General features: G+C 70.7%; 23 protein-coding genes. 6 read left to right on the top strand and 17 right to left on the bottom strand.

Annotated elements, in window-relative coordinates; genetic code table 11:
• The coding region (locus tag A5680_RS14390; protein WP_369817937.1) for a transcription antitermination factor NusB at window positions 1–217 on the bottom strand (217 nt) is incomplete at its 3' end.
• Window positions 214–1,146 carry a methionyl-tRNA formyltransferase gene (gene fmt, locus A5680_RS14385; RefSeq protein WP_067820345.1) on the bottom strand — a complete coding sequence of 311 codons (933 nt, stop codon included), beginning with the start codon at window positions 1,144–1,146 and terminating at the stop codon, window positions 214–216. The genes A5680_RS14390 and fmt, both read right to left, overlap by 4 nt.
• A 170-nt stretch (window positions 1,147–1,316) precedes the next feature.
• On the opposite strand from fmt, the gene A5680_RS14380 reads away from it, so the two are divergent.
• A complete protein-coding gene (locus A5680_RS14380; protein WP_067820328.1) occupies window positions 1,317–2,129 on the top strand; it encodes a class I SAM-dependent methyltransferase in 813 nt (270 codons plus the stop codon).
• A 6-nt stretch (window positions 2,130–2,135) separates the two neighbouring features.
• Here the strand turns inward: A5680_RS14380 and A5680_RS14375 are convergent, their stop codons facing one another.
• The 3 genes from A5680_RS14375 to A5680_RS14365 form a co-directional block, all read right to left on the bottom strand.
• Window positions 2,136–2,624 (bottom strand): MarR family winged helix-turn-helix transcriptional regulator, encoded by a 489-nt coding sequence (locus A5680_RS14375; protein ID WP_055403737.1) that lies wholly within the window; start codon window positions 2,622–2,624, stop codon window positions 2,136–2,138.
• A gap of 127 nt (window positions 2,625–2,751) precedes the next feature.
• A complete protein-coding gene (locus A5680_RS14370; protein WP_231977629.1) occupies window positions 2,752–4,752 on the bottom strand; it encodes a primosomal protein N' in 2,001 nt (666 codons plus the stop codon).
• 61 nt (window positions 4,753–4,813) lie between these two features.
• Window positions 4,814–5,548, bottom strand: coding sequence for a lysoplasmalogenase (locus tag A5680_RS14365; RefSeq protein ID WP_055403736.1), 735 nt, complete (start codon window positions 5,546–5,548; stop codon window positions 4,814–4,816).
• Here A5680_RS14365 and A5680_RS14360 point away from each other — a divergent pair.
• From A5680_RS14360 to A5680_RS14345, 4 genes are all read left to right on the top strand, one after another.
• Entirely contained in the window at window positions 5,547–6,509 is a 963-nt protein-coding gene (locus A5680_RS14360) for an alpha/beta hydrolase (protein ID WP_067820325.1), read from the top strand. The genes A5680_RS14365 and A5680_RS14360 overlap by 2 nt on opposite strands.
• A 22-nt stretch (window positions 6,510–6,531) precedes the next feature.
• Window positions 6,532–7,497, top strand: coding sequence for an alpha/beta hydrolase (locus A5680_RS14355; protein ID WP_067820322.1), 966 nt, complete (start codon window positions 6,532–6,534; stop codon window positions 7,495–7,497).
• A gap of 10 nt (window positions 7,498–7,507) precedes the next feature.
• Entirely contained in the window at window positions 7,508–8,992 is a 1,485-nt protein-coding gene (locus A5680_RS14350) for an NAD(P)/FAD-dependent oxidoreductase (RefSeq protein WP_067820319.1), read from the top strand.
• Between the two features lie 72 nt (window positions 8,993–9,064).
• Entirely contained in the window at window positions 9,065–9,637 is a 573-nt protein-coding gene (locus A5680_RS14345) for a pyridoxamine 5'-phosphate oxidase family protein (RefSeq protein ID WP_067820316.1), read from the top strand.
• On the opposite strand, the gene metK is transcribed toward A5680_RS14345, so the two are convergent.
• The 5 genes from metK to mihF form a co-directional block, all read right to left on the bottom strand.
• On the bottom strand, window positions 9,621–10,832 hold the full coding sequence (gene metK / locus A5680_RS14340) for a methionine adenosyltransferase (RefSeq protein ID WP_067820313.1): 1,212 nt from the start codon (window positions 10,830–10,832) through the stop codon (window positions 9,621–9,623). The genes A5680_RS14345 and metK overlap by 17 nt on opposite strands.
• 97 nt (window positions 10,833–10,929) lie before the next feature.
• Window positions 10,930–12,177, bottom strand: a complete 1,248-nt coding sequence (coaBC, locus tag A5680_RS14335) for a bifunctional phosphopantothenoylcysteine decarboxylase/phosphopantothenate--cysteine ligase CoaBC (protein ID WP_067820310.1) — start codon at window positions 12,175–12,177, stop codon at window positions 10,930–10,932.
• A 21-nt stretch (window positions 12,178–12,198) separates the two neighbouring features.
• Window positions 12,199–12,525, bottom strand: a complete 327-nt coding sequence (rpoZ, locus tag A5680_RS14330) for a DNA-directed RNA polymerase subunit omega (protein ID WP_055403752.1) — start codon at window positions 12,523–12,525, stop codon at window positions 12,199–12,201.
• 54 nt (window positions 12,526–12,579) lie between these two features.
• Window positions 12,580–13,245, bottom strand: a complete 666-nt coding sequence (gene gmk / locus A5680_RS14325) for a guanylate kinase (protein WP_082970373.1) — start codon at window positions 13,243–13,245, stop codon at window positions 12,580–12,582.
• Window positions 13,246–13,306: 61 nt separating this feature from the next.
• Window positions 13,307–13,621 (bottom strand): integration host factor, actinobacterial type, encoded by a 315-nt coding sequence (gene mihF, locus A5680_RS14320; RefSeq protein WP_007171927.1) that lies wholly within the window; start codon window positions 13,619–13,621, stop codon window positions 13,307–13,309.
• 467 nt (window positions 13,622–14,088) lie between these two features.
• Between mihF and A5680_RS14315 the strand changes: the two genes are divergently transcribed.
• On the top strand, window positions 14,089–14,511 hold the full coding sequence (locus tag A5680_RS14315; protein WP_055403728.1) for a molybdopterin-binding protein: 423 nt from the start codon (window positions 14,089–14,091) through the stop codon (window positions 14,509–14,511).
• Between the two features lie 27 nt (window positions 14,512–14,538).
• Here A5680_RS14315 and pyrF read toward each other — a convergent pair whose 3' ends face one another.
• From pyrF to pyrR, 7 genes are read right to left on the bottom strand one after another with little or no spacing between them, the layout of a single operon-like run.
• On the bottom strand, window positions 14,539–15,366 hold the full coding sequence (gene pyrF / locus A5680_RS14310) for an orotidine-5'-phosphate decarboxylase (protein ID WP_055403727.1): 828 nt from the start codon (window positions 15,364–15,366) through the stop codon (window positions 14,539–14,541).
• Entirely contained in the window at window positions 15,363–18,728 is a 3,366-nt protein-coding gene (gene carB, locus A5680_RS14305) for a carbamoyl-phosphate synthase large subunit (protein ID WP_067820305.1), read from the bottom strand. Before carB ends, pyrF begins: the two co-directional genes overlap by 4 nt.
• Entirely contained in the window at window positions 18,728–19,861 is a 1,134-nt protein-coding gene (gene carA, locus A5680_RS14300) for a glutamine-hydrolyzing carbamoyl-phosphate synthase small subunit (protein WP_055403701.1), read from the bottom strand. Before carA ends, carB begins: the two co-directional genes overlap by 1 nt.
• The gene (locus A5680_RS14295; RefSeq protein WP_055403704.1) at window positions 19,858–20,367 is read right to left on the bottom strand and encodes a hypothetical protein; all 510 of its coding nucleotides are present in this window, start codon (window positions 20,365–20,367) and stop codon (window positions 19,858–19,860) included. The genes carA and A5680_RS14295 overlap by 4 nt, the downstream gene beginning before the upstream one ends.
• On the bottom strand, window positions 20,364–21,668 hold the full coding sequence (locus tag A5680_RS14290; protein ID WP_055403700.1) for a dihydroorotase: 1,305 nt from the start codon (window positions 21,666–21,668) through the stop codon (window positions 20,364–20,366). The genes A5680_RS14295 and A5680_RS14290 overlap by 4 nt, the downstream gene beginning before the upstream one ends.
• The gene (locus tag A5680_RS14285; RefSeq protein ID WP_055403699.1) at window positions 21,665–22,609 is read right to left on the bottom strand and encodes an aspartate carbamoyltransferase catalytic subunit; all 945 of its coding nucleotides are present in this window, start codon (window positions 22,607–22,609) and stop codon (window positions 21,665–21,667) included. Before A5680_RS14285 ends, A5680_RS14290 begins: the two co-directional genes overlap by 4 nt.
• Window positions 22,606–23,178 (bottom strand): bifunctional pyr operon transcriptional regulator/uracil phosphoribosyltransferase PyrR, encoded by a 573-nt coding sequence (pyrR, locus tag A5680_RS14280; RefSeq protein WP_055403698.1) that lies wholly within the window; start codon window positions 23,176–23,178, stop codon window positions 22,606–22,608. Before pyrR ends, A5680_RS14285 begins: the two co-directional genes overlap by 4 nt.
• Window positions 23,179–23,276: the final 98 nt, after the last annotated feature.

Here is a 23,276-nt window from a genome sequence, read left to right as displayed (position 1 = left end):
GGCCGCGGGTGCGGCAGGTGCCGTAGGTCAGCTCGGTGGCGAACGCGGCGTCCCGGCCGCTGATCCCCCGGTCGCGCAGCAGCGCGGGCAGCGCCAGGTTCGCGTAGGCGTCCCGCTCGCTGACCGCCCGCAGCACGCCGAACGCGGCGGCGCGCGCGGGGTCGAGCGGCCGGCGCCGCCTGCCGCGCCCGCGGTCCGATTGCCGGGGCCGGCTCATGTCGCCCGCGTCGCGGGATCGAGACGCGCGCCGCGGGCCCAGTCGACGGCGTTCATGAGTTTCTTTCCGGGCGGCTGTATCTGGCCCAGCCGCACGGCTTGTGAACCGGTGCCGAGCCAGACGTTCTTGCGATCAACGTGAATTGCGCCGGGCGCCAACGGCTCTGGGGCATCGGCGTCGATGAACACCGGGCCGAGCTTGATGCGCAGGTCGCCGATCAGCGTCCAGGCGCCGGGATTGGGTGTGACGGAGCGGATCCGGCGCTCCACGACGTGCGCCGGCAAGTCCCACTGCACCCGGGCCTGCTCGACGGTGATCTTCGGCGCGATGCTGACGCCGTCGGCGGGTTGCGGTCGCGGCGTCAACGTTCCATCGGCGATGCCGTCCAGGGTCGTCGACAGCAACACCGCACCCGAAACGGCCAGGCGCTCAAGCAGTTCCCCCGCGGTGTCGGTCGGTCGGATGGTCTCGGTGACCACCCCGTAAACCGGGCCCGAGTCCAGGCTGGGCTCGATCCGGAACGTCGTCGCCCCGGTGATGGTGTCCCCGGCCGCGATCGCCGCCTGCACCGGCGCCGCCCCGCGCCAGGCGGGCAGCAGCGAGAAGTGCAGGTTGATCCACCCGTGCGGGGGCACGCCGAGCAGGCCGTCGCGCAGCAACGCGCCGTACGCCACGACCGCGCAGCAGTCGGGCGCCAGTTCCGACAGTTCGGCGACGAACTCGTCCGAGTTCGGCCGCGCCGGCCGCAGCAGCGGGATGCCCCGGTCAAGCGCTTCGCGGGCCACCGGCGACGGCTGCGGCTTGCCGTGCCGGCCGACGGCGGCGTCGGGCCGGGTCAGCACGGCGATCACCTCGTGACGGGGCGAATCGATGAGTTGGCGCAGCGCGGGCAGCGCGGGTTCGGGGGTGCCGGCGAAGACGAGGCGCACCGGCACAGTCTAGAAAGCCGCACCCGCGCCCTGACTTTAACTTGCGTGGATACATTATTTCTGATGCATACTGTTTCTAGCGGTTAGCTTCTATTCCGGCCGGCCGCACTGCCGTGCTAGGGACAACGACGTCGAGTGGGCAGTCCTTTCCTTACCCCCAAGGAGGCCTGATGACTCTCGACACCACTATCAGCGACGCCGCTCCCCATCGCGCGGTGTGGGCGCTCGGCGACTACGCCCTGATGGCCGAGGAAGTGATGGCCCCGCTGGGCCCCGTCCTGGTCAAGGCCGCCGGCATCGGACCGGGCATGCGGGTGCTCGACGTCGCGGCCGGGTCCGGCAACATCACGCTGCCGGCCGCCGCGACGGGCGCGGCCGTCGTTTCCAGCGACCTCACCCCCGAGCTGCTGCAGCGGTCGCGGGCCCGGGCCGCCGCGCACGGGTTGACCATCGACTACCGGGAAGCCAACGCGCACGCCCTGCCCTTCGGCGACGGCGAGTTCGACGTCGTCATTTCCGCGATCGGCGTGCAGTTCGCGCCGCAGCAGCAGCGGGCCGCCGACGAACTGGTTCGGGTCTGCCGGCCGGGCGGGACGATCGGCGTGATCAGCTGGACCCCGGAGGGGTTTTTCGGCCGGATGCTCGCCACCATTCGGCCCTACCGGCCCAGCCTGTCGCAGGCCGTACCGCCGGCCGCGTTGTGGGGGCGCGAGGGCTACGTCACCGGACTGCTCGGCGATCGGGTGGGCCGGCTGACGGCGGTGCGGGGCCTGCTGGAAGTGAACCGGTTCGACACCGCGGAGGCGGTGCACGCGTACTTCAAAAGCCACTACGGCCCGACGATCGAGGCGTATGCGAACATCGGCCACAACGGCGTGCTGGCCGCCGAGCTCGACGCCCAACTCGTCGAACTCGCGCAGCAATACCTCACCAATGGCGCCATGAAGTGGGAGTACCTGTTGGTCACCGCCGAGAAGCGCTGAGCGACACTACAAATCGATGTCGGCGTCCATGTGCACGTCGGGCTCTCCGCCGGCGGCGGTGAACGAGGTCAGGGCCCGCACCAGGCCGTGGCGCTCCGCCGGCGGCATCTTCTCGACGATGGTCGCGATCTCGTTGCGCCGGTACGAGGTGACCTGACGCACGACCTCCCGCCCCCGCTTCGTCAGCGCGGCGAGCAGCTCGCGCCGCGACGTGGGGTGCGGGAGGCGGTCGATCAGTCCGGCCGCGACGAGCCGGTCGACCATCCGCCCGGTGGCCGACGGTTGCACGCCGAGCAGACCGGCCAGCGTCGCCAGGTTGACCGGGCCGCGGTTGGACAGGATCACCAGCGTGCGGAATTGCGGGATCGTGATGGTCTCGTCGACCTGGCCGATCGAGCGTGCCGAGATGGCAACCAGCAAGCGGGAAGCCGTCAGCAAAGCGTCGGTGATTGCATCGAGCGACTCGTCCGCCGTGGTCGCGTTCTCCGCTGCCATCTCGCCCCTCTCCGGAGAATCTCCGGTCTCTCGGTGGCTAAAGAAGTGGAAGTGTAACAACCTTCCAATATCGTAGTCAGGCACTATTTCCGACGCATACTATCCCCTTTGGCAAAATTTGGGGAGGTCATCCGACGTGCAACGGGTCGATCTGCACCCGGACCGGCTCGTGGGCCTGGCGCGCGGACAGCACGCTCACGCCGCGGCGCAGCGACGCGGCCAGCGCCAGGCCCTGCTCCCGGCGGGCCCGCACCAGCATCCGCGTCACCGGCACCCCGGGCGGGGTGCCCGCCGGGCGGCGCACCCCCGCCGGCAAATCGACCGGCCCCAGCACATCGGCGCCGTCCGGCAACCCGGCCTCGTCCAGCAGCGCCGCCACCGCTTCCGCGGCACCGTCGAGGGCCGCGATGTGCACGCTCGGCGGCAGGCCCACTTCGGTCCGGGCCGCCAGGTCCGAATCGGCGTGCCCCACCGGATCCCAGCGGATCAGCGATTGCACTGTGGGAATTGAAGATTCGGCCACCACCAGCACCATGCCGCCGTCCCCGCGGGCCCGCACCAGCGCCGCGGCGCTCATCCAGCGCCACAGCGCGTCCTCGGCGGCGCGCAGGTCCTGGCGGCCCAGCAGCGCCCAGGTATCCAACAACAAAGCCGCGCCGTAGCCGCCGGACGCGGCGGGCTCGGCGCCCGGGGTGGCCACCACCAGGGCCGGGCCGGCGGCGACTTCGGGCACGACGCCGTCCCCCGACGAGGTGATCACGGCGGTACCGGGAAATGCGCGGCCGAGCTCCTCGGCCGTGCGGCGCGCCCCGACCACCACCGCGCGGACGGCGTCCGACCCGCAGCGCGCGCAGCGCCGCGTCGGGTCGATGCGCCCGCACCACCGGCAGACCAGCGCCTGGCCGCCCTCCTGCAGCGACAGGGGGCCGGTGCAGTGCCGGCACCGCGCGATGGTGCGGCAGCGCGCGCACGCCAGCGACGGGACGTAGCCGCGCCGGGGCACCTGCACCAGCACCGGCGCCCCGGCCTCGAGCGCCGCCCGGGCGGCGCGCAGGGCGATGGACGGAATGCGCGCGGTGCGCGCGGCCGGGTCGCGTTCGTCGGCGTAGCCGGTGTCGTCGAGGGCGACCACCCGCGGTGTGCGGGCGCGCACCACCGCCCGGGGCGCGACGATGTCGTGCGCCCAGCCGCTGCGCACCAGCGCCTGCGCCTCGGCGGTGCGCGCGTAGCCCCCGATCAGCGCCGCGCACCGCGCCTGATGCGCGCGCAGCATCGCCACCTCCCGGGCGTGCGGGTAGGGGGCGCGCGGCTCGGCCAGGGTGTCGTCGGCGTCGGCCCACACCATGACCAGACCCAGGTCGTTCAGCGGCGCGAAAACCGCACTGCGCGTGCCGATTACCAGCCGCGCGTGGCCGCGCAGCGCGGCGAGCCACCGCCGGTAGCGGGCGGCCGGGCCCAGCCCGGCCGAAAGCGCCACCACGGCGGCCTCCTCGACGCGCGCGGTCGCGGCGCGCCACAGGGTGTCCAGGTCGCGCTGGTCGGGCACGATCGCCAGCACCGACCGGCCGGCGCGGATGGTCTGGGCGGCGGCCTCGGCGAAGCGGTCCGCCCAGGACTCCCCCGGCAACGCCTGCCAGACCGCGCGCGCGGCCCGGGATTCGGCCAGCGCGTCCAGGAACTGCGCGCCCCGCCCGTACGCCTCCCACGCCGACGGGTCGACGGGCGCGGGCACCGCCGGCCGCGGGACTTCCGCGGCTTCCCGCTCCACCCGGGCGTGCCGGGCGGGCACCGCCAGGCGCAGCACGTCCGGCCGGGTCCCGGCGTAGCGGGCCGCCACCGCGTCGACCAACCGGCGGATCTCGGGGGTCAGCACCGGTTCGGCCGACACGACGCGGTCCAGCCAACCCAGCTTGCCGGGGTGGTCGGTGTCGTTGCGGCGCTCGAGCACGAACGCGTCGACCAGCCGGCCGTGGAACCGCACCCGCACCCGCACCCCCGGTTGGGCGTCGTCGGACTGCTCGGCCGTCACCAGGTAGTCGAACTCACGGTCCAGGTGCGGCACCGAGAGCATCGGCAGCACCCGGGCGATGGGTTCGACCTCACCGGGCGTGCGCGGGCCGCCGCTCACGGCGCCCTACACAATCGAAATGGGTTGTCGTCCAACGCCTTTACCGTCCGGCCCGGAACGGTCAGCCCTCGGCCGGCGCCGGGTCGCCCGCGTCGGCCGGCGCCTCACGGCCGAAGAAGAACCCCGCCGTCATGAGGATCAGCGCCGCGGCGTACGACCACCAAATCGGCACCGCCAGTGCCTCGTTGCCCAGGATGAAGCGGCCGATGGCGATCAGCGAATCGGACGCCGCGAAACACACCGCCCCCACCGCCGTCCAGATCGTCGGCAGCTGCGCCAACAGGGCGGCGCACACCATCGCGGTCAGCACCATAATGTAGGCCGTCACGGGGAGGGCCAGTTTGCCCAGGTGCGGCCAGAACCACGCCAGCAGCGCGATGGTGGCCAGGCACATGGCGACCACGGCAGCGATGCGCGGCCTGGACGGGCGCCTGGCCACCAGCGGCAGCAGCGCGCCCAGGAAACACAAGTGGGCCAACAGGAATGCGGCCAGGCCCACGACGAAGGACTGGGTCCACCACGGAATCGCCAGCGCCCAGTCGCCGACGGCCGACAGCAGCAGGGCGGGCATCAGCCACCGCCGCTCGCGGACAACGGCGTGGCCCACCGCGGCGGCCGTCAGCAACAACGCCATCGAGGCCTTGAACAGCGGCTGCAGCACCCAATGCCCGGTCAGCTCGGTTCCCGGCGGCGAGCCCAGCGCCAACACCGTCAGGTAGACGCCGTAGCCAAGCGCCGCCCAGCCGGCCACCACCCAGCCGCCGAGCACCAGACGAGATGCGTACGGTACCTCCATGCCAAGCTTGGACAACACAGCCGACGAAAAGCCCGCGATCGACCCCATCCTGCAGAAGGTACTGGATGCGGTTCCCTTCCGGCTATCCACCGACGACGGCGTTGACGCGGCGCGGCAGCGCTTCCGCGACCTGCCCCGCCGGCCGCTGCACCCGAAGCTGCGCGTCGAGGACCGGGCCATCGCCGGCCCGGCGGGGCCCGTCGGCGTCCGGATCTATTGGCCGCCAATCGAATCCGAGAGCACCGTGCCGCCCGTCGTGTTGTATTTCCACGGCGGGGGCTTCGTCGTGGGCGACCTCGACAGCTACGACGGCACGGCTCGCCAGCACGCGGTCGGCGCCGACGCCATCGTGGTGTCCGTCGACTACCGGCTGGCCCCCGAACACCCCTACCCCGCCGCGGTCGAAGACGCTTGGGCCGCAACGCTTTGGGCCGCCGAGCACGCCGCTGAGCTGGGCGGCGACCCGAATCGGCTGGCCGTCGCCGGGGATTCGGCCGGTGGAACCATCAGCGCCGTGATGGCGCAGCGGGCGCGCGATCACGGCGCACCACCGATCCTGTTCCAGCTGTTGTGGTACCCCTCCACGATGTGGGACTCCTCGCTGCCGTCCTTCACCGAAAACGCCGGCGCGCCGATCCTCGACGTCAGGGCCGTCGCGGAGTTCTCGCGGTGGTACGCGGGCGAAGTCGACCTGTCGGCCCCGCCGCCGGGCATGGCGCCGGGGCGGGCGGCCGACCTGTCCGGGCTCGCGGCCGCCTACATCGCCGTCGCCGGTTACGACCCGCTGCGCGACGACGGCATCCGGTACGGCGAACTGCTCGGCGCCGCAGGCGTGCCCGTCGAGGTGCACAACGCCGAGACCCTGGTGCACGGGTACCTCGGCTACGGCGGCGTGGTGCCGGCGGCCACCGCGGCGATGGAGCGCGGCCTGACCGCCCTGCGAACCGGCCTGCGCGGGTGAATGCTGGGCGTACGGTGAATCCATGACGGAGCCCACCTTCGCCCGCGCGGGCATCGACCCGACGTTCAAGGCGTTGCTGGACGCCTTCCCGTTGACGTTCCGAGCGTCCGACGGCGTGGAGGTCGCGCGCCGCCGGATGCGCATGCTCCAGGTGCCGCCCGAAATGCTGCCCGACCTGCGGATCGAGGACCGCACGATCGACTACGGCGAGCACTGCGACATTCCCGTGCGCATCTACTGGCCACCCCTGGAACCGGCGGAAGCGCTGCCGGTCGTCGTCTACTACCACGGCGGCGGGTTCTGCCTCGGCGGCCTGGACACCCACGACCCCGTCGCCCGCTCGCACGCCGTCGGCGCCGAGGCCATCGTGGTGTCGGTCGACTACCGGCTGGCACCCGAGCATCCGTTCCCCGCCGGGGTCGACGACGCCTGGGCGGCGTTACGCTGGGTCGCCGAGAACGCGGCCGAGCTGGGCGGTGACCCCGACCGGATCGCCGTGGCCGGCGACTCGGCCGGCGGCAACCTGGCCGCGGTGATGGCCCACCTGGCCAACGAGAACGCCGGGCCCGCGCTGAGCTTCCAGCTGCTGTGGTACCCCGTCGTCACCGCCGACCTGTCGCTGCCGTCGTTCACCGAGAACGCCAACGCGCCCATCCTGGACCGCGACGTGATCGACGCCTTCCTGTCCTGGTACCTGCCGCACATCGACATCAGCGACCCCACGACGCTGCCCGTCACCCTCGCCCCGGCGAACGCGACGGAGATGTCCGGCTTGCCGCCCGCGTTCATCGGGACCGCCGAACACGATCCGCTGCGCGACGACGGGGCCCGCTACGCCGAACTGCTCAACGCGGCGGGCGTGCCCGCCGAATTGAGCAACGAGCCCACCCTCGTCCACGGCTACGCCAGCTTCGCGCTGGTGATCCCCGCGGCCGGTGACGCCACCGACCGCGGGCTGGCCGCCCTGAAGAAGGCGCTACACCCCTAGGCGGGCACCGATGAACAGCACTCCCGATTACCACACCCTGATCGTGGGCGCCGGTTTCTCCGGGATCGGCGCCGCCATCAAGCTCGACCGCGCCGGACTGCCCGACTACCTCGTCGTCGAGGCCGGCGACGGGGTGGGCGGGACGTGGCACTGGAACACGTATCCCGGTATCGCCGTGGACATTCCGTCGTTCTCCTACCAGTTCTCCTTCGAGCAGAGCCCGGACTGGTCGCGCACGTACGCCCGGGGCCGTGAGCTCAAGGCGTACGCCGAACACTGCGTCGACAAATACGGCATCGGGTCGCGAATCCGGTTGAACACCAAGGTGCAATCGGCCGAGTTCGACGACGAGCAGTGCCTGTGGCGGGTGCAGACCGACCCGGGGGGCACGGTCACCGCCCGGTTCCTGATCAGCGCGTGCGGCGTGCTCACCGTGCCCAACCTGCCCGACATCGACGGGGTGGACACCTTCGGCGGGGTGACGATGCACACGGCCCGCTGGGATCACGACCAGGACCTGAGCGGCAAGCGCGTCGCGATCATCGGCACCGGCGCCTCGGCCGTCCAGGTCATTCCCGAGATCGCGCCGATCGTCGCCCAGCTCACCGTTTTTCAGCGCACCCCGATCTGGTGCTTCCCCAAGCTGGACGTCGCGTTGCCCGCGCCGGCCCGCTGGGCGATGCGCATTCCCGGCGGCAAGATTCTGCAACGGCTGCTCAGCCAGGCCTTCGTCGAAGTCACCTTCCCGATCTCCGCGCACTACTTCACCGTCCTGCCGCTGGCCAAGAGGATGGAATCGGCCGGGCTGGCCTACCTACGCAAACAGGTGCACGACCCGGCGGTGCGCGACCAGCTCACCCCGCGCTACGCGGTCGGCTGCAAACGCCCCGGTTTTCACAACGAGTACCTGGCCACGTTCAACCGGGACAACGTGCGACTGGTGACCGAGCCGATCGACAAGATCACGCCCGACGCGGTCGCGACCACCGACGGCGAACACCACGAGATAGACGTGCTGATCCTGGCCACCGGCTTCAAAGTGATGGATCCCGACGACGTCCCGACGTTCGCGGTCACCGGCAGCGGCGGCAAGTCGCTGAGCCGGTTCTGGGACGAACACCGGTTGCAGGCCTACGAGGGCGTAAGCGTCCCCGATTTCCCCAACCTGTTCACCGTGTTCGGGCCGTACGGCTACGTGGGCTCGTCGTATTTCGCGCTGATCGAGACGCAGACCCACCACATCGTGCGGTGCCTGAAACGGGCGCGACGCGAGGGCGCGACGCGGGTCGAGGTCACCGAGGAGGCCAACGACCGGTACTTCGCCGAGATGCTGCGCCGACGGCACCGGCAGATCTTCTGGCAGGACAGTTGCCGCCTGGCCAACAGCTACTACTTCGACAAGAACGGCGACGTGCCGCTGCGCCCCACCACCACCGTGGAGGCCTACTGGCGCAGCCGGCGCTTCGACCTCGACGACTACGAATTCACCGGCTGAGCGCGCTCGCCGGCCCCGGCCGAGGTGAAAAACCCGGTGCTGGCCGTCGGTGCCCGGCGCTAGGCTTCACGCGTGGCCAAGGAATTTGCGCGTCTCGACGAGTCACTGGAGCGGTTCATCAGCGACCAGGCGATGTTCTTCGTGGCCACCGCGCCCTCCGAGGGAGGCCGAATCAACCTGTCCCCCAAGGGATATCGGGACACCTTCGCGGTGCTCGACGACCACACCGTCGCTTATCTGGACCTGTTCGGCAGCGGCGTGGAAACCATTGCCCACCTGCGGGACAACGGCCGGATCACGATCATGTTCTGCTCGTTCAGCCGCAACTCGCGCATCCTGCGGCTGTTCGGCACCGGACGGGTGGTCCGCCCCGACGACGCCGATTTCGGCGGCCTCGCAGCGCATTTCGGCAAGCCGCACGCCGGCGTGCGCGCCGTCATCGTCGTCGACCTGGAGCGGATCGCCGACGCGTGCGGGTTCGCGGTGCCGTATTACGAGCTCGTCGACGAACGGCCGGTCCTCGACGAACACCACAACAAGGCGCCCGCCGAGGCGTACGTCCGCCTGGTCCAGCGCAACCGGCGCAGCATCGACGGATTGCCGGCGTTGGACGCCGACCACCCGCCGCCTAGATCGCGCGCTTGAGCTCGTCGACCATGTTGAGCTGCTCCCACGGCAGCTCGATGTCGGTGCGGCCGAAGTGGCCGTAGGCGGCGGTCTGCGCGTAGATGGGGCGCAGCAGGTCCAGGTCGCGGATGATCGCGCCGGGGCGCAGGTCGAACACCTCGGGCACGATCTTCTCGATCTTGACCGGGTCGACGGTCGCGGTACCGAACGTCTCGATGAACAGGCCGACCGGGGCGGCCTTGCCGATCGCGTAGGCCACCTGGACCTCGACCCGCTCCGCCAGCCCGGCGGCGACGATGTTCTTGGCCACCCAGCGCATCGCGTACGCCGCGGACCGGTCCACCTTGGACGGATCCTTGCCGGAGAACGCGCCGCCGCCGTGGCGGGCCCAGCCGCCGTAGGTGTCGACGATGATCTTGCGGCCGGTCAGGCCCGCGTCGCCCATCGGGCCGCCGAGGACGAACTTGCCGGTGGGGTTGACCAGCACCCGGGTGCCCGACGCGTCGAGGGTGTCGTGCGCCAGCTCGTTCAGCACGGTTTGCAGGACGTGCTCGCGGATGTCGGGGTCGAGCTTCTTCTCCAGGTCGATGCCGTCGGCGTGCTGCGTCGAGACGACCACCGTGTCGAGGCGCACCGGGACGTCGTCCTCGTAGGCGATGGTGACCTGCGTCTTGCCATCCGGGCGCAGGTATCCCAGCGTGCCGTTCTTGCGCACCTCGGTCAGCTTGCGCGACAGCCGGTGGGCCAGCGCGATCGGCAGCGGCATCAGCTCGGGGGTGTCGTTGATCGCGTAGCCGAACATCAGGCCCTGGTCGCCGGCGCCTTGGGAGTCCAGCGGGTCCGCGGCGCCCTCGACGCGCGCCTCGTGGGCGGTGTCGACGCCCTGGGCGATGTCGGGCGACTGGGCGCCGATGCCGATGTTCACCCCGCACGACGCCCCGTCGAAGCCCTTGTCCGACGAGTCGTAGCCGATGTCGAGGATCCGCGCGCGGACGATGTTGGTGATGTCGGCGAACGCCTCCTTGGCCGACGTGGTCACCTCACCGACGACGTGCACCTGGCCGGTGGTGACCAGCGTCTCGACCGCGACACGTGAGCGGGGGTCCTGCGCCAGCAGGGCGTCGAGGACCGAGTCGCTGATCGCGTCACAGATCTTGTCGGGATGTCCCTCAGTCACCGACTCACTGGTAAACAGGCGACCCTTTTCGCTCACAATCTCAATCCTTCCGAATAGTTAGTAAACCGAATTATATCGGCTGGCATCGCGCCGGCCGGCACCTGGCCTGGCGCCTCAGGCGAACCGAACCGTCTTATCCGCCGCCGTGCAGGAACGTGGCGATCGCATCCACGATACGACTGGCCATCAGCGTCTTGGAGCCGTGCTGCAGCGCGGACTCGGTGCCGTCGGACGCGAGCAGCCAGCCGTCGTTGCTGTCCACCTCGAACGCCCTGCCGTCGCCCACCGCGTTCACCACCAACAGGTCGCAGCCCTTGCGGCGCAACTTGGAGCGCGCATGGAAGAGCACGTCGCCGTTGGCGTCGCCCGTTTCCGCGGCGAACCCGACGATGGCCCGCATGTTGGGCAGCTCGCCGCTGGCACGCGCCCGCACCGCACCGGCGAGCACGTCGTCGTTGCGGACCAGCTCGATCGTGGGCGGGCTGTCCTGATCGTCTGGGCCCTTTTTGATCTTGGCGGCCGAAACCTGCGCGGGCCGGAAGTCGGCGACGGCCGCGGCCATCACCAGCACGTCCGCGGCGGGGGCGTGCTTGGCCACCGCGTCGCCGAGTTGCTCCGCCGAGCTGACGCGCACGACCTCGACCCCGGCCGGGTCGATCAGCCCCGCGGTGTGCCCGGCGATCAGCGTGACCTCGGCGCCGCGCTGCGCGGCGACCCGCGCCACCGCGTAGCCCTGCTTGCCGGAGCTGCGGTTGCCGATGAAGCGCACCGGGTCGATCGGTTCGCGGGTGCCGCCCGCGGTCACCAGCATCTTGCAGCCGGCGAGGTCGTAGGGCAGCGCGTCGTGGCGTTCCAGCAGCAGCTGGGCCAGCGTGGTGATCTCCTCGGCCTCGGGCAGCCGGCCGGAGCCGCTGTCGGCGCCGGTGAGCCGGCCGAACGCCGGTTCCAGCACCACCGCCCCGCGGCGCCGCAGGGTGGCCACGTTGTCGACGGTGGCCGGGTGCAACCACATCTCGGTGTGCATCGCCGGCGCGAACATCACCGGGCACCTGGCCGTGAGCAGGGTGGCGGTCAGCAGGTCGTCGGCGCGGCCGTGCACCGCGCGGGCGAGCAGGTCCGCGGTGGCCGGCGCCACCACGACCAGGTCGGCCTTCTGGCCCAGCTGGACGTGCGGCACCTCGGGGACGTTCGCGAAAACGTCGGTGTGCACGGGCTGGCCGGAGAGCGCCTCGAACGTGGCGGCTCCGACGAAGCGCAGCGCCGACTCGGTGGGGATGACGCGGACGAGATGACCGGCCTCGGAGAGCTGACGAACGACCGTGCACGCCTTGTAAGCGGCGATGCCACCGGAGACGCCGACGACAATCCGTTTGCGGTCCACAGTTGGCCCGGCCCTGCCCTGTTACTCGCCCTCGGTGTGCTCGAGCAGGTCGGCGTGGATCTCCCGCAGCGCGATCGACAGCGGCTTCTCCTGAAGCCCCGGCTCGACAAGCGGCCCAACGTATTCGAGGATGCCCTCGCCGAGCTGGTTGTAGTAGTCGTTGATCTGGCGGGCGCGCTTGGCGGCGTAGATCACCAGGGCGTACTTGCTCGACACGCGGTCGAGCAACTCGTCGATGGGCGGGTTGGTGATGCCCAGCGGGGTGTCGTAGGCGCCCTGCCCCCCGGCCGACGGGTCGAACCGATCGGGGACGGCGGCCAACGCCGCGTCAGACTGCGGAATAGTCACGTAGGTCAATCTCCTGGCGGATTAAAGCGGCTGGTACCGCTGGCAATTCGATGCTCAATCTCGATTGGATCTGGTCCGGCTCCTGGTCTGGCCAGGCGGGTCATGCCGACCCGGCGCAGTTCCCACCAGCAAGGATACCAATTCGGCGCACGCAGACTCCAATTGACTGTTGACGACGACCTCGTCGAAGTCGTCCTGGGCCGCCATTTCGATGCGGGCGGTCTCGAGCCGGCGCCGCATGGCCTCCGGCGTTTCGGTGCCGCGGCCGACGAGCCTGGCCTCCAGATCCTGCCAGCTGGGCGGGGCCAGGAACACGGTGACGGCCTCCGGCATCGCCTTCTTGACGGCCCTGGCGCCGGCCAGGTCCACCTCGATGAGCACGGGGATTCCGGCTGCCGTCGCGGTCCGCACCGGCTCGGCCAGGGTGCCCGACCGGTGCAGCCCGCCGTGGATGTCGGCCCACTCCAGCAGTGCGCCGTCGTCGATGAGCTGCTGGAAGCGGCCGGGGCTGACGAAGTGGTAGTCGACGCCGTCGACCTCGCCCGGCCGCGGCGCCCGCGTCGTGGCCGAGACGGAAAAATGCAGGTCAGGAACCCGCTCGCGCAGGCATCTGACCACCGTCGACTTGCCGACCGCGGAGGGACCGGACAGCACGACCACACGTCCCGGTGGTGCGGGACGCGTCCCGTGCTCGACGTCCGGTCCCCCGCCGGCGCTCACAGGCGCTCCTGGGCCGCGACGCCCACAGGGCGGGTTGGCCAACTCGGCCGGGCTGGCCGGACTAGGAGCCGAACTTTTCCAGCAGGGCCTTGCGCTGGCGGTCGCCGAGGCCCCGCAGGCGGCGGGTGGGGGCGATCTCCAGCTCGGTCATGATTTCCTGCGCTTTGACCTTGCCCACCTTGGGCAACGCCTCAAGCAGCGCGGAAACCTTCATCTTGCCCAGGACTTCGTCGGTCTCGGCGTCCTTGAGCACCTGCGTGAGGTTGGTGCCGCCGCGCTTCAGCCGGTCCTTGAGCTCTGCTCGTGCTCGACGTGCGGCAGCCGCCTTCTCCAACGCGGCCGCGCGCTGCTCGTCGGTCAACTGGGGAAGGGCCACGATTCCTCCGTATCTGATCAATCAATCTCAATCGATCGCTTTGTGTCTCTGCCTGCTACTTCAGCCAGCGGAGACGACCGTACTCAGGCCTCCTGACGAAATCTAACCCGGCCCCCTGGTTCCGGGGACAAACTCCCAGCATGAGCCCGGCGGGTGCCCCGAAAAACCGGTCGCCGTGGCCGCCCTGAGGGCCGCCGTACCGGGGGCCGTCAGGTCGGCCAACCGGCCTACCAGGAGGGCGCCCGCAGCGCTCTGAGCAGCCGTTTTGCCGGGCTGGGCGGTGCCCGAGGGCAGGCGGGAGGCGCCGGCCGATGGGGGCCGCGGCGGGCCGAGACGCGTCATGCGGGCGATCTCGCATTTTTCGTCGCGTGTCGCGCGTGTCGCGCCTGCGTAGCCGCGCGGGTGCGATTCGCGAGCCGATTGCTGGTACGAGCCCCGGCCGATACGCAGGGAGTTACCATCTAGCCGTGTCGAACCTGCGGATCCGTCAGGCCGCTGAGCTGCTCGGAGTCAGCGACGACACGGTCCGGCGATGGATCAACCAGGGGTCCCTGGCGGTCAGCCACGACGCCGCCGGCCGCAAAGTCATCGCCAGCGAGGATCTGGCCCGCTTTTCGCGCAGCAACGCCCCGGCCCCGCCCCCGGATCCGCTCAGCATCGGCAGCTCGGCCCGCAACCGGTTCGTCGGGCTGGTGACCCAGGTGACCAGCGACAAGGTGATGACCCAGGTGGAGATGCAGTGCGGTCCCTTCACCGTGGTGTCGCTGATGAGCACCGAGGCCGCCGAGGAGCTGCAGTTGCGCCCCGGCAGCGTCGCCGTGGCCGTCGTCAAGGCCACCACCGTGATCGTGGAGACCGCGCGCCCCAGCACGTCGCTAGCGTCGGACTGACGCGCACGTAGGGCCCCGTACGACGGGCTACGGGGCGGCCAGGTAGGCGACGGCGTCCAGCATCCGCTCGCCGGCCGCCCGCAGTTCGGGCACGCCCGGCCCCGCGCGCAGCACCTCGCGGGCCACCGCGGGGAGCAGCTGGCCCGGATCCGCCCCGCCCAGCCCGGCGAGCGCCTCGGGCCGTCCGCCCTGCACGCCCAGGCCCGGCACCAGCACCGGTCCGCCCAGCGCGCTGAGGTCGGGGGCCTGAAGCACCGTCGCGCCGACCACCACTCCGACATAGCCGGGCCCGTGCGGCGTGGCGGACTTGTTCACCACAGCCGCCTGGTCGACGACCAACTGGGCCACCGTGCGGCCGTCGAAGGCGGCGCGCTGCACGGTCGCGCCCTCGGGGTTGGAGGTGGCGGCCAGCACGAACACGCCTCGGTCGTGCGCGGCGGCCGCCTCCAGCAGCGGCCGCAGCGAGCCGAACCCCAGATACGGCGAGGCCGTCACCGCGTCGGCGGCCAGCGGCGAGTCACCCGCCCAGGCGGCGGCGTAGGCGGCCATCGTGGTGCCGATGTCACCGCGCTTGGCGTCGGCCAAAACCAGCACCCCCGCCGCGCGCAGGGCCGCGATGGTGCGTTCCAGCACCGCGAACCCCGCGGCGCCGTAGGGCTCGAAGAAGGCGACCTGGGGCTTGACGACGGCGAACCCGGAGAACGCCTCGACGCAGATGTCGCAGAACGCCGCCACCCCGTCGGCCGTGGTCGGCAGGTCCCAGGCGCGCAGCAGCTCGGGGTGCGGATCGATGCCCACGCACAGCGGCCCGCGTTGCGCCTTGGCCTCGGCCAGCCGCAGGCCGAACCCGGTCACCGATCGCCTTGCCCGGGCGCGGCGCCCTGGCCCATCAGGCTGTGCAGCTCCTGCAGGGACCGCACGCCGATGTCGCCGCGGATGCCCGCCTCGATGCCCTGGATGGCGGCCGAGGCGCCCTGCACCGTCGTGACGCAGGGAATGTTGACCGAGACCGCGGCGGAGCGGATCTCGTAGCCGTCGATGCGCGGACCGGAGTTGCCGTAGGGCGTGTTGATCACCATGTCGATTTCGCCGGCCTTGATCGCGTCCACGGCGGACATCGCGGGTCGCCCGTCGCCCGGCGGCTCGAAGTGCTTGCGGACCTCATCGCAGGGAATCCCGTTGCGCCGCAACATCTCCGCCGTGCCCTCGGTGGCCAGCACCCGGAAGCCCAGGTCGGCCAGGCGCTTGACCGGGAACACCAGCGACCGCTTGTCCCGGTTGGCGACCGAGACGAAGATGGTGCCCTCGGCGGGCAGCGACCCGTAGGCGGCGGTCTGGCTCTTGGCGAAGGCGCTGCCGAAGTCGCGGTCGATGCCCATCACCTCGCCGGTCGATTTCATCTCCGGACCCAGCAGCGAATCGATGGCGGCCCCGTCGGTGCGCCGGAAGCGGTGGAACGGCAGCACGGCCTCCTTGACCGCGATCGGGGCGTTCTGGGCCGCGTGGGCGCCGTCCCCGGCGGCCGCCAGCATGCCCTCGGCGCGCAGCTGGGGAATGTTGGCGCCCAACATGATCCGGGCGCACGCCTTGGCCAGCGGGATCGCGGTGGCCTTGGACACGAAGGGAACCGTGCGGCTGGCACGCGGGTTGGCCTCCAAGACATAGAGCACGTCGTCCTTGAGGGCGTACTGCACGTTGAGCAGCCCGATCACGCCGATGCCGTGGGCGATGGCCTCGGTGGCGTGGCGCACCTTCTCGATGTCGCTGCGGCCCAACGTGACCGGCGGCAGCGCGCACGCCGAGTCGCCGGAATGGATGCCCGCTTCCTCGATGTGCTCCATGATGCCGCCGATGTAGACCTCGCTGCCGTCGCACAACGCGTCGACGTCGATCTCCACCGCGTCCTCCAGGAAGCGGTCGACCAGCACCGGGTGCTCGGGCGACAGTTCGGTGGCCCGGGTGATGTAGCCCTCCAGTGTCTCCTCGTCGTAGACGATCTCCATGCCGCGACCACCCAGCACGTACGACGGCCGCACCAGCACCGGGTAGCCGATGTCCTCGGCGATCCGGCGGGCCTGCGCGAAAGTCGTTGCCATGCCGTACTTCGGCGCCGGCAATCCGGCGCCGGTCAGCACGTCGCCGAAGGCCCCGCGGTCTTCGGCCAGGTCGATCGCCTCCGGCGGGGTGCCCACGATCGGGACCCCGGCGTCGGCCAGGCGCTGCGCCAGCCCGAGGGGCGTCTGCCCGCCCAGTTGCACGATGACCCCGACCACCCCCGGTCCCGCGCCGGCCGACTGCTGTTCGGCGTGGAAGACCTCGAGGACGTCCTCGAAGGTCAGCGGCTCGAAGTACAGCCGGTCGGCGGTGTCGTAGTCGGTGGACACCGTCTCCGGGTTGCAGTTGACCATGACGGTTTCAAAACCGGCCTGGCTCAACGTGGTTGCGGCGTGCACGCAGCTGTAGTCGAATTCGATGCCCTGGCCGATCCGGTTGGGTCCCGACCCGAGGATCAGTACCTTGGGCCGCTCGGCTTGCGGCGCCACCTCCGTCTCGGCGGCGGGGTCGAGTTCGTAGCTGCTGTAGTGGTAGGGCGTCTTGGCCTCGAACTCGGCCGCGCAGGTGTCCACGGTCTTGTACACCGGGTGGATGCCGAGGCGCTCGCGCAGCGAGCGGACGCCGTTCTCCCCCGCCAATTCCGGCCGCAGCGCGGCGATCTGGCGGTCCGACAGCCCGCTGTGTTTGGCCCGCCGCAGCAGGTCGATGTCGAGCACCGGGGAGTCCACCAGCTCGGCGCGCAGCTTGCCCAGCTCGCCGATCTGGGCCAGGAACCACGGGTCGACGCCGCTGGCCTCCGCGACCTGCTCGATCGACGCGCCCAGCCGCAGCGCCAGCTCGATGTCGTAGAGCCGACCCTCGGTCGGGGTGCGCAGCCGGTCGAGCACCTCGCCGACGTCCCCGTCCGGGTCGGGCTTGGTCCAAAACCCCGCGCGCGTGGTTTCCAGCGATCGCATCACCTTGCCGAGCGCCTCGATGAAGTTGCGGCCCAACGACATCGCCTCGCCGACGGACTTCATCGTGGTGGTCAGGCTGGGGTCGGCCCCGGGAAACTTCTCGAACGCGAACCGCGGCGCCTTGACGACGACATAGTCGAGGGTGGGCTCGAAGCAGGCCGGCGTTTCCTTGGTGATGTCGTTGACGATCTCGTCGAGGCTGTACCCGATGGCCAGCTTCGCGGCGATCTTGGCGATCGGGAAGCCGGTCGCCTTCGAGGCCAGCGCGCTGGACCGGGACACCCGCGGGTTCATCTCGATGACGATCAGCCGGCCGTCGGCAGGGTTGATCGCGAACTGGATGTTGCAGCCGCCGGTGTCCACCCCGACCTCGCGCAGGATCGCGATGCCCAGGTCGCGCATCCGCTGGTATTCGCGGTCGGTGAGGGTCATGGCGGGCGCGACGGTGACCGAGTCACCGGTGTGCACGCCCATCGGGTCGAAGTTCTCGATCGAGCACACCACGACCACGTTGTCGTTGCCGTCGCGCATCAGCTCGAGCTCGAATTCCTTCCAGCCGTAGATCGATTCCTCGATCAGCACGTTGGCGCTGGGGCTTTCGGCCAGGCCGGCGCCGGCCATCCGGTCGACCTCCTCGACGGATCGCGCCATGCCCGACCCCAGCCCGCCCATGGTGAAGCTGGGCCGCACCACCACCGGCAGCCCGAGCTCCTCGACCGTCTCGCGTACCTCTTCCATGGTGAAACACACGCGGCTGCGGGCGGATTCACCGCCCACCTTGGCCACGATGTCCTTGAACATCTGCCGGTCCTCGCCGCGCTGGATGGCGTCGATGTCCGCCCCGATCAGCTCGACACCGTGGCGCTCCAGCGCCCCGTTCTCGAACAGCGCGACCGCGGTGTTGAGCGCCGTCTGCCCGCCCAGCGTGGCCAGCAGCGCGTCGATCTTGTTGCCGCGCTCGGCCTGCTGGGCGATCACCCGCTCGACGAACGCCGGGGTGATGGGCTCGACGTAGGTGTGGTCGGCGTACTCGGGGTCGGTCATGATGGTGGCCGGGTTGGAATTGATCAGGCTGACCTGCAGCCCCTCCGCCCGCAGCACCCGGCAGGCCTGGGTGCCCGAGTAGTCGAACTCGGCGGCCTGGCCGATCACGATCGGCCCCGAGCCGATCACCAGCACGTGGTTGAGGTCGGTGCGACGTGGCACTAGCGGCCCCTTCCGCTTTCTCGGGAAGCCATCAGGTCGATGAATTGGTCGAACAGGTATTCCGCGTCATGCGGACCGGCGGCGGCCTCCGGGTGATACTGCACCGAGAACGCCCGGCCGTCAGCGAGTTTCACGCCCTCGACCACCCCGTCGTTGGCGCACGTGTGGCTGACGACGGCCGCGCCGAACGGCGTGTCGAAGGACTGGCCCGCCTCGCCCTCCAGGGCGAAGCCGTGGTTCTGGGCGGTGACCGCCACCCGCCCGGTGGCGTGGTCCATCACCGGGATGTTGATGCCGCGGTGCCCGAAGACCATCTTGTAGGTGGACAGCCCCAGCGCCCGGCCCAGGATCTGGTTGCCGAAACAGATGCCGAACAACGGGATCCCGGCCCCCAGCACCTCGCGGGTGAGCGCGACGACGTCATCGGCGGTGGCCGGATCGCCGGGGCCGTTGGACAGGAACACCCCGTCGGGGGCGATGTCGGCGATCTGGTCGAACGTGGTCGACGACGGCAACACGTGGCTGCGGACGCCGCGGCGGGCGAAGTTGCGCGGGGTGTTGGTCTTGATCCCCAGGTCCAGCGCGACCACCGTGAACCGTTGCGGCCCTTCGGGTTCCACGATGTAGTGCTCCGGCGTGCTGACCTCGCCGGCGAGATCGGCGCCCAGCATCGACTGCTGGCCCCGCACCCGCTCTACCAGCTCGGCCGGGTCGGCGAGCGCGTCGCCGGAGAACACCCCGGCCTTCATCGAGCCGCGGGTGCGCAGGTGGCGCACGACCGCCCGGGTGTCGATACCGGCGATCCCGACGATGTGCTGGCGCACCAGCTCGCCCTCCAGGGTGCCGGTGGCGCGCCAGTTGGAGGCGCGCGGCGACGGGTCGCGCACCGCGTAGCCGGCGACCCAGATCTTGTCGCCCCGGCTCTCGGCGTCCTCGGTGTTCCAGCCGGTGTTGCCGATCTGCGGCGCGGTGGCCACCACGATCTGGCGGTGGTAGCTGGGGTCGGTCAACGTCTCCTGGTAGCCGGACATGCCGGTGGAAAACACGGCCTCGCCGAGCGTTTGGCCGACCTTGCCGAACGGCGTGCCGGTGAAGACGCGGCCGTCCTCGAGTACCAGTACTGCTTTAGTCACGCGGCTCCCTCCTGCTGGGATTCCAGCCAGGCGTCATATTCGTCGCGGTGGTTGGCCCGAAAGCCGGTATCGATCTCGGCGCCCGACGGCAGCCGCCACCGAATCGCCAATATCCCGATCCGGGCCACCGCCCTGCCGCCCATGCTGCGCTCCATCCGGATGCCGGTAATCGATTCTTTCGGAATCCAAATCGGTTGGGCGCGTAAGCGTTCCACCATTATTCCGCCGGCATAGCGGGTCAGCACCCCCTTGCTGCGGAAACCGAGATCGCCAGCCGCGATCCGCTCGTGCCAGCCCGGCGCCAGCATGGAACCGCAGTAGTGTCCGCGGGTGGTGATCAGGGCCGCGCCCACCTGGTCGGGAATGTCGGGCAGGTCGCCGATCAGTTCATCCTGCCGCTCCGAGCGCCGCCGCCAGCTGCGCATCATCAGCTGGATCACCACCGCGATCACCACCACCAGCACGGCCGCGAAGATCAGCGATCCCACCAGCGTGCCTGAATTCATGCCGGGCACTTCCCGTCTCGAGCGGTGAGCTTGCCGCGCAGCATCGTCGCCGTCACCGTGGCCGGCAGGGTCATCGACTCGAACGGCGTGTTCGCCGACCGGCTGGCCAGATCGGAGCCGGCGACGGTCCAGGTGGCCTCTGGGTCCACCACCGTCAGGTTGGCCGGCTCCCCCACCTCCAGCGGGCGGCCGTGATCGGGCAGGCCGACGATCCGCGCCGGGTTCTCGCTCATCACCCGGGCGACGTCGCGCCAGCTCAACAGGCCCGGCGTCACCATCGTCTGGACCACGACGGACAGGGCGGTCTGCAGGCCCAGCATGCCGGGACGCGCCGCGGCGAACTCAACGCACTTCTCGTGCTCTGCGTGCGGGGCGTGATCGGTGGCCACGCAGTCGATGACGCCGTCGGCCAGCGCCTGCCGCAGCGCCTCGGCGTCGGCGGCCTCGCGCAGCGGCGGGTTGACCCGATTCACCCCGTCGTAGCTGGCCAGCCGGCCGTCGTCGAGCAGCAGGTGGTGCGGGGTGACCTCGGCGGTGATCGAGATGCCTTGTCCCTTGGCCCATTTCAGGAGCTCGACGGTGCCGGCGGTGGATGCGTGGCAGATGTGGATGCGGGCGCCGGCGTCGCGGGCCAGCAGCGCGTCGCGGGCGACGATCGATTCCTCGGCGGCCCGCGGCCAGCCCGACAGTCCCAGCCGGGCGGCGTTGGGCCCCTCGTGGGCGACGGCGCCGACGGTCAGCCGGGGCTCCTCGGCGTGCTGGGCGATCAACACGCCCAGGCCGGTGGCGTACTCGAGGGCGCGGCGCATCACCAGCGGGTCGTGCACGCAGACGCCGTCGTCGGAGAACATCCGCACCTGTGCGGCACCGGCCGCCATCATGCCCATCTCGGTCAGCTCGACCCCGCCCAGCCCGACGGTGACGGCGCCGACGGGGTGCACGTCGACCAGCCCCACCTGCTGGCCGCGGTGCCAGACGTGGTCGGTCACCACCGGGCTGTCGGCGACCGGATTGGTGTTGGCCATCGCGAACACCGCGGTGTACCCGCCCAAAGCCGCTGCGGCCGAGCCGGTTTCGATGTCCTCGGCGTATTCGCGGCCCGGCTCGCGCAGGTGGGTGTGCAGGTCGACGAACCCGGGCAGCAGCACCTGGCCGGTGGCGTCGATGACGTCCAGGTCTTTTTCGAGCCCTCCGGCCCCGTCGAGCCCGGCGCCGATGCCGGCGATCTGGCCGTCATCGACCAGGACGTCGACGCGATCCCCCTCGCCGTACAACCGGACCCCGCGGATGAGCACGCTCACGCTGCGATCTCCTCTGCCCCCACCAGCACATGGAACAGCACCGCCATCCGCACGTGCACGCCGTTCGAAACCTGTTGCAGCACCGCCGATTGCGACGAGTCGGCGACCGAGGAGGCGATCTCCATGCCGCGCAGCATCGGACCCGGGTGCAACACCACGGCATGGCCGGGCAGCATGGCCTGACGGCGATCGGAAAGCCCGTAGCGGGACGAGTATTCGCGCACCGACGGGAAGAAGCCGCCGTTCATCCGCTCGGCCTGCACGCGCAGCATCAGCACCGCGTCGGCGGCGGGCAGCTCGGCGTCGAAGTCGTTCGAGACGGTGACCGGCCAGCCCTCGACGCCGACCGGCAACAGCGTGGGCGGCGCCACCAGCACCACCTCGGCGCCCAGCGTGTGCAACAGCATGACGTTGGAGCGGGCCACCCGGCTGTGCAGGATGTCGCCGACGATCACGATGCGCCGGCCCTCGATGCCGCCGAGGCGCTGACGGATGGTGAGCGCGTCGAGCAGCGCCTGCGTCGGATGTTCGTGCGTGCCGTCGCCGGCGTTGATCACCGAGGGACCGTCGTTGGCGCTGCCGGTCCATTCGGCCAGCAGGTGCGCGGCGCCCGAGGCCGGGTGCCGGATGATCAGCGCGTCGGCGCCGGCCGCGCGCAGCGTCAACGCGGTGTCGCGCAGCGACTCGCCCTTGCCGACCGACGATCCGGCCGCGCTGACGTTGATCACGTCGGCGCTCATCCACTTGCCCGCGACCTCGAATGACACCCGGGTGCGGGTGGAGTTCTCGTAGAACATCGTGATGACGGTGCGGCCGCGCAGGGTCGGCAGCTTCTTGATCTCGCGGCCGACCAGGGCCTGGGCGAACCGGTCGGCGTCGTCGAGGATGGCGGTCGCGTCGTCGCGGGTCAGGTCGCCGGCGGCGAGCAGGTGCCGCGTCATCGGGAGATCACCACCGCGTCGCGGCCGTCCTGCTCGCTCAGCAGCACGTGCACGCTCTCGCTGCGGGAAGTGGGGACGTTCTTGCCGACGTAGTCGGCGCGCAGTGGCAGTTCGCGGTGGCCCCGGTCGACCAGCACCGCCAGCTGCACCACCCGCGGGCGGCCGACGTCGCGCAGCGCGTCCAGCGCGGAGCGCACCGATCGCCCGGAGTACAGCACGTCGTCGATGAGGATCACCAGCGCGTCGTCGATGCCGCCTACCGGAATCGAGGTGGCCTCCAGCGGCCGCGGCGGCTTCTGCATGAGGTCGTCGCGGTAGAGGGTGATGTCGAGGGCGCCGTGGCCGACTTCCACCCCGCTGTACTCGGCGATGTTGGTGGCCAGCCGCCCGGCCAGGGTGACGCCGCGCGTCGGGATGCCCAACAGGACCACCCGCGGCGCGTCCGGTGAGTCCAGCGCGGTCTTTTCGATGATCTGATGTGCGATGCGGGAAATGGTGCGACCGACGTCGGCCGCCGACATCAGTTCCCGGGCTCCGCGGTCCACGCCGCTCTCACCCACAGCACCCATGCGAGACTTGACCTCCTTCTCCGCCTCGCCGGACGGATCGTTAAAGGATGTCGACTGCCCGGCAGCGTAGCACTTATCTCACGCGGGCTCGGATGCGA

The organism is Mycobacterium sp. E2989 (genome assembly GCF_001667595.1).
GTDB lineage: Bacteria > Actinomycetota > Actinomycetes > Mycobacteriales > Mycobacteriaceae > Mycobacterium.
Note: the sequence above shows the minus strand (reverse complement) of the source record. Positions and strands in the feature narration are given on the sequence as shown.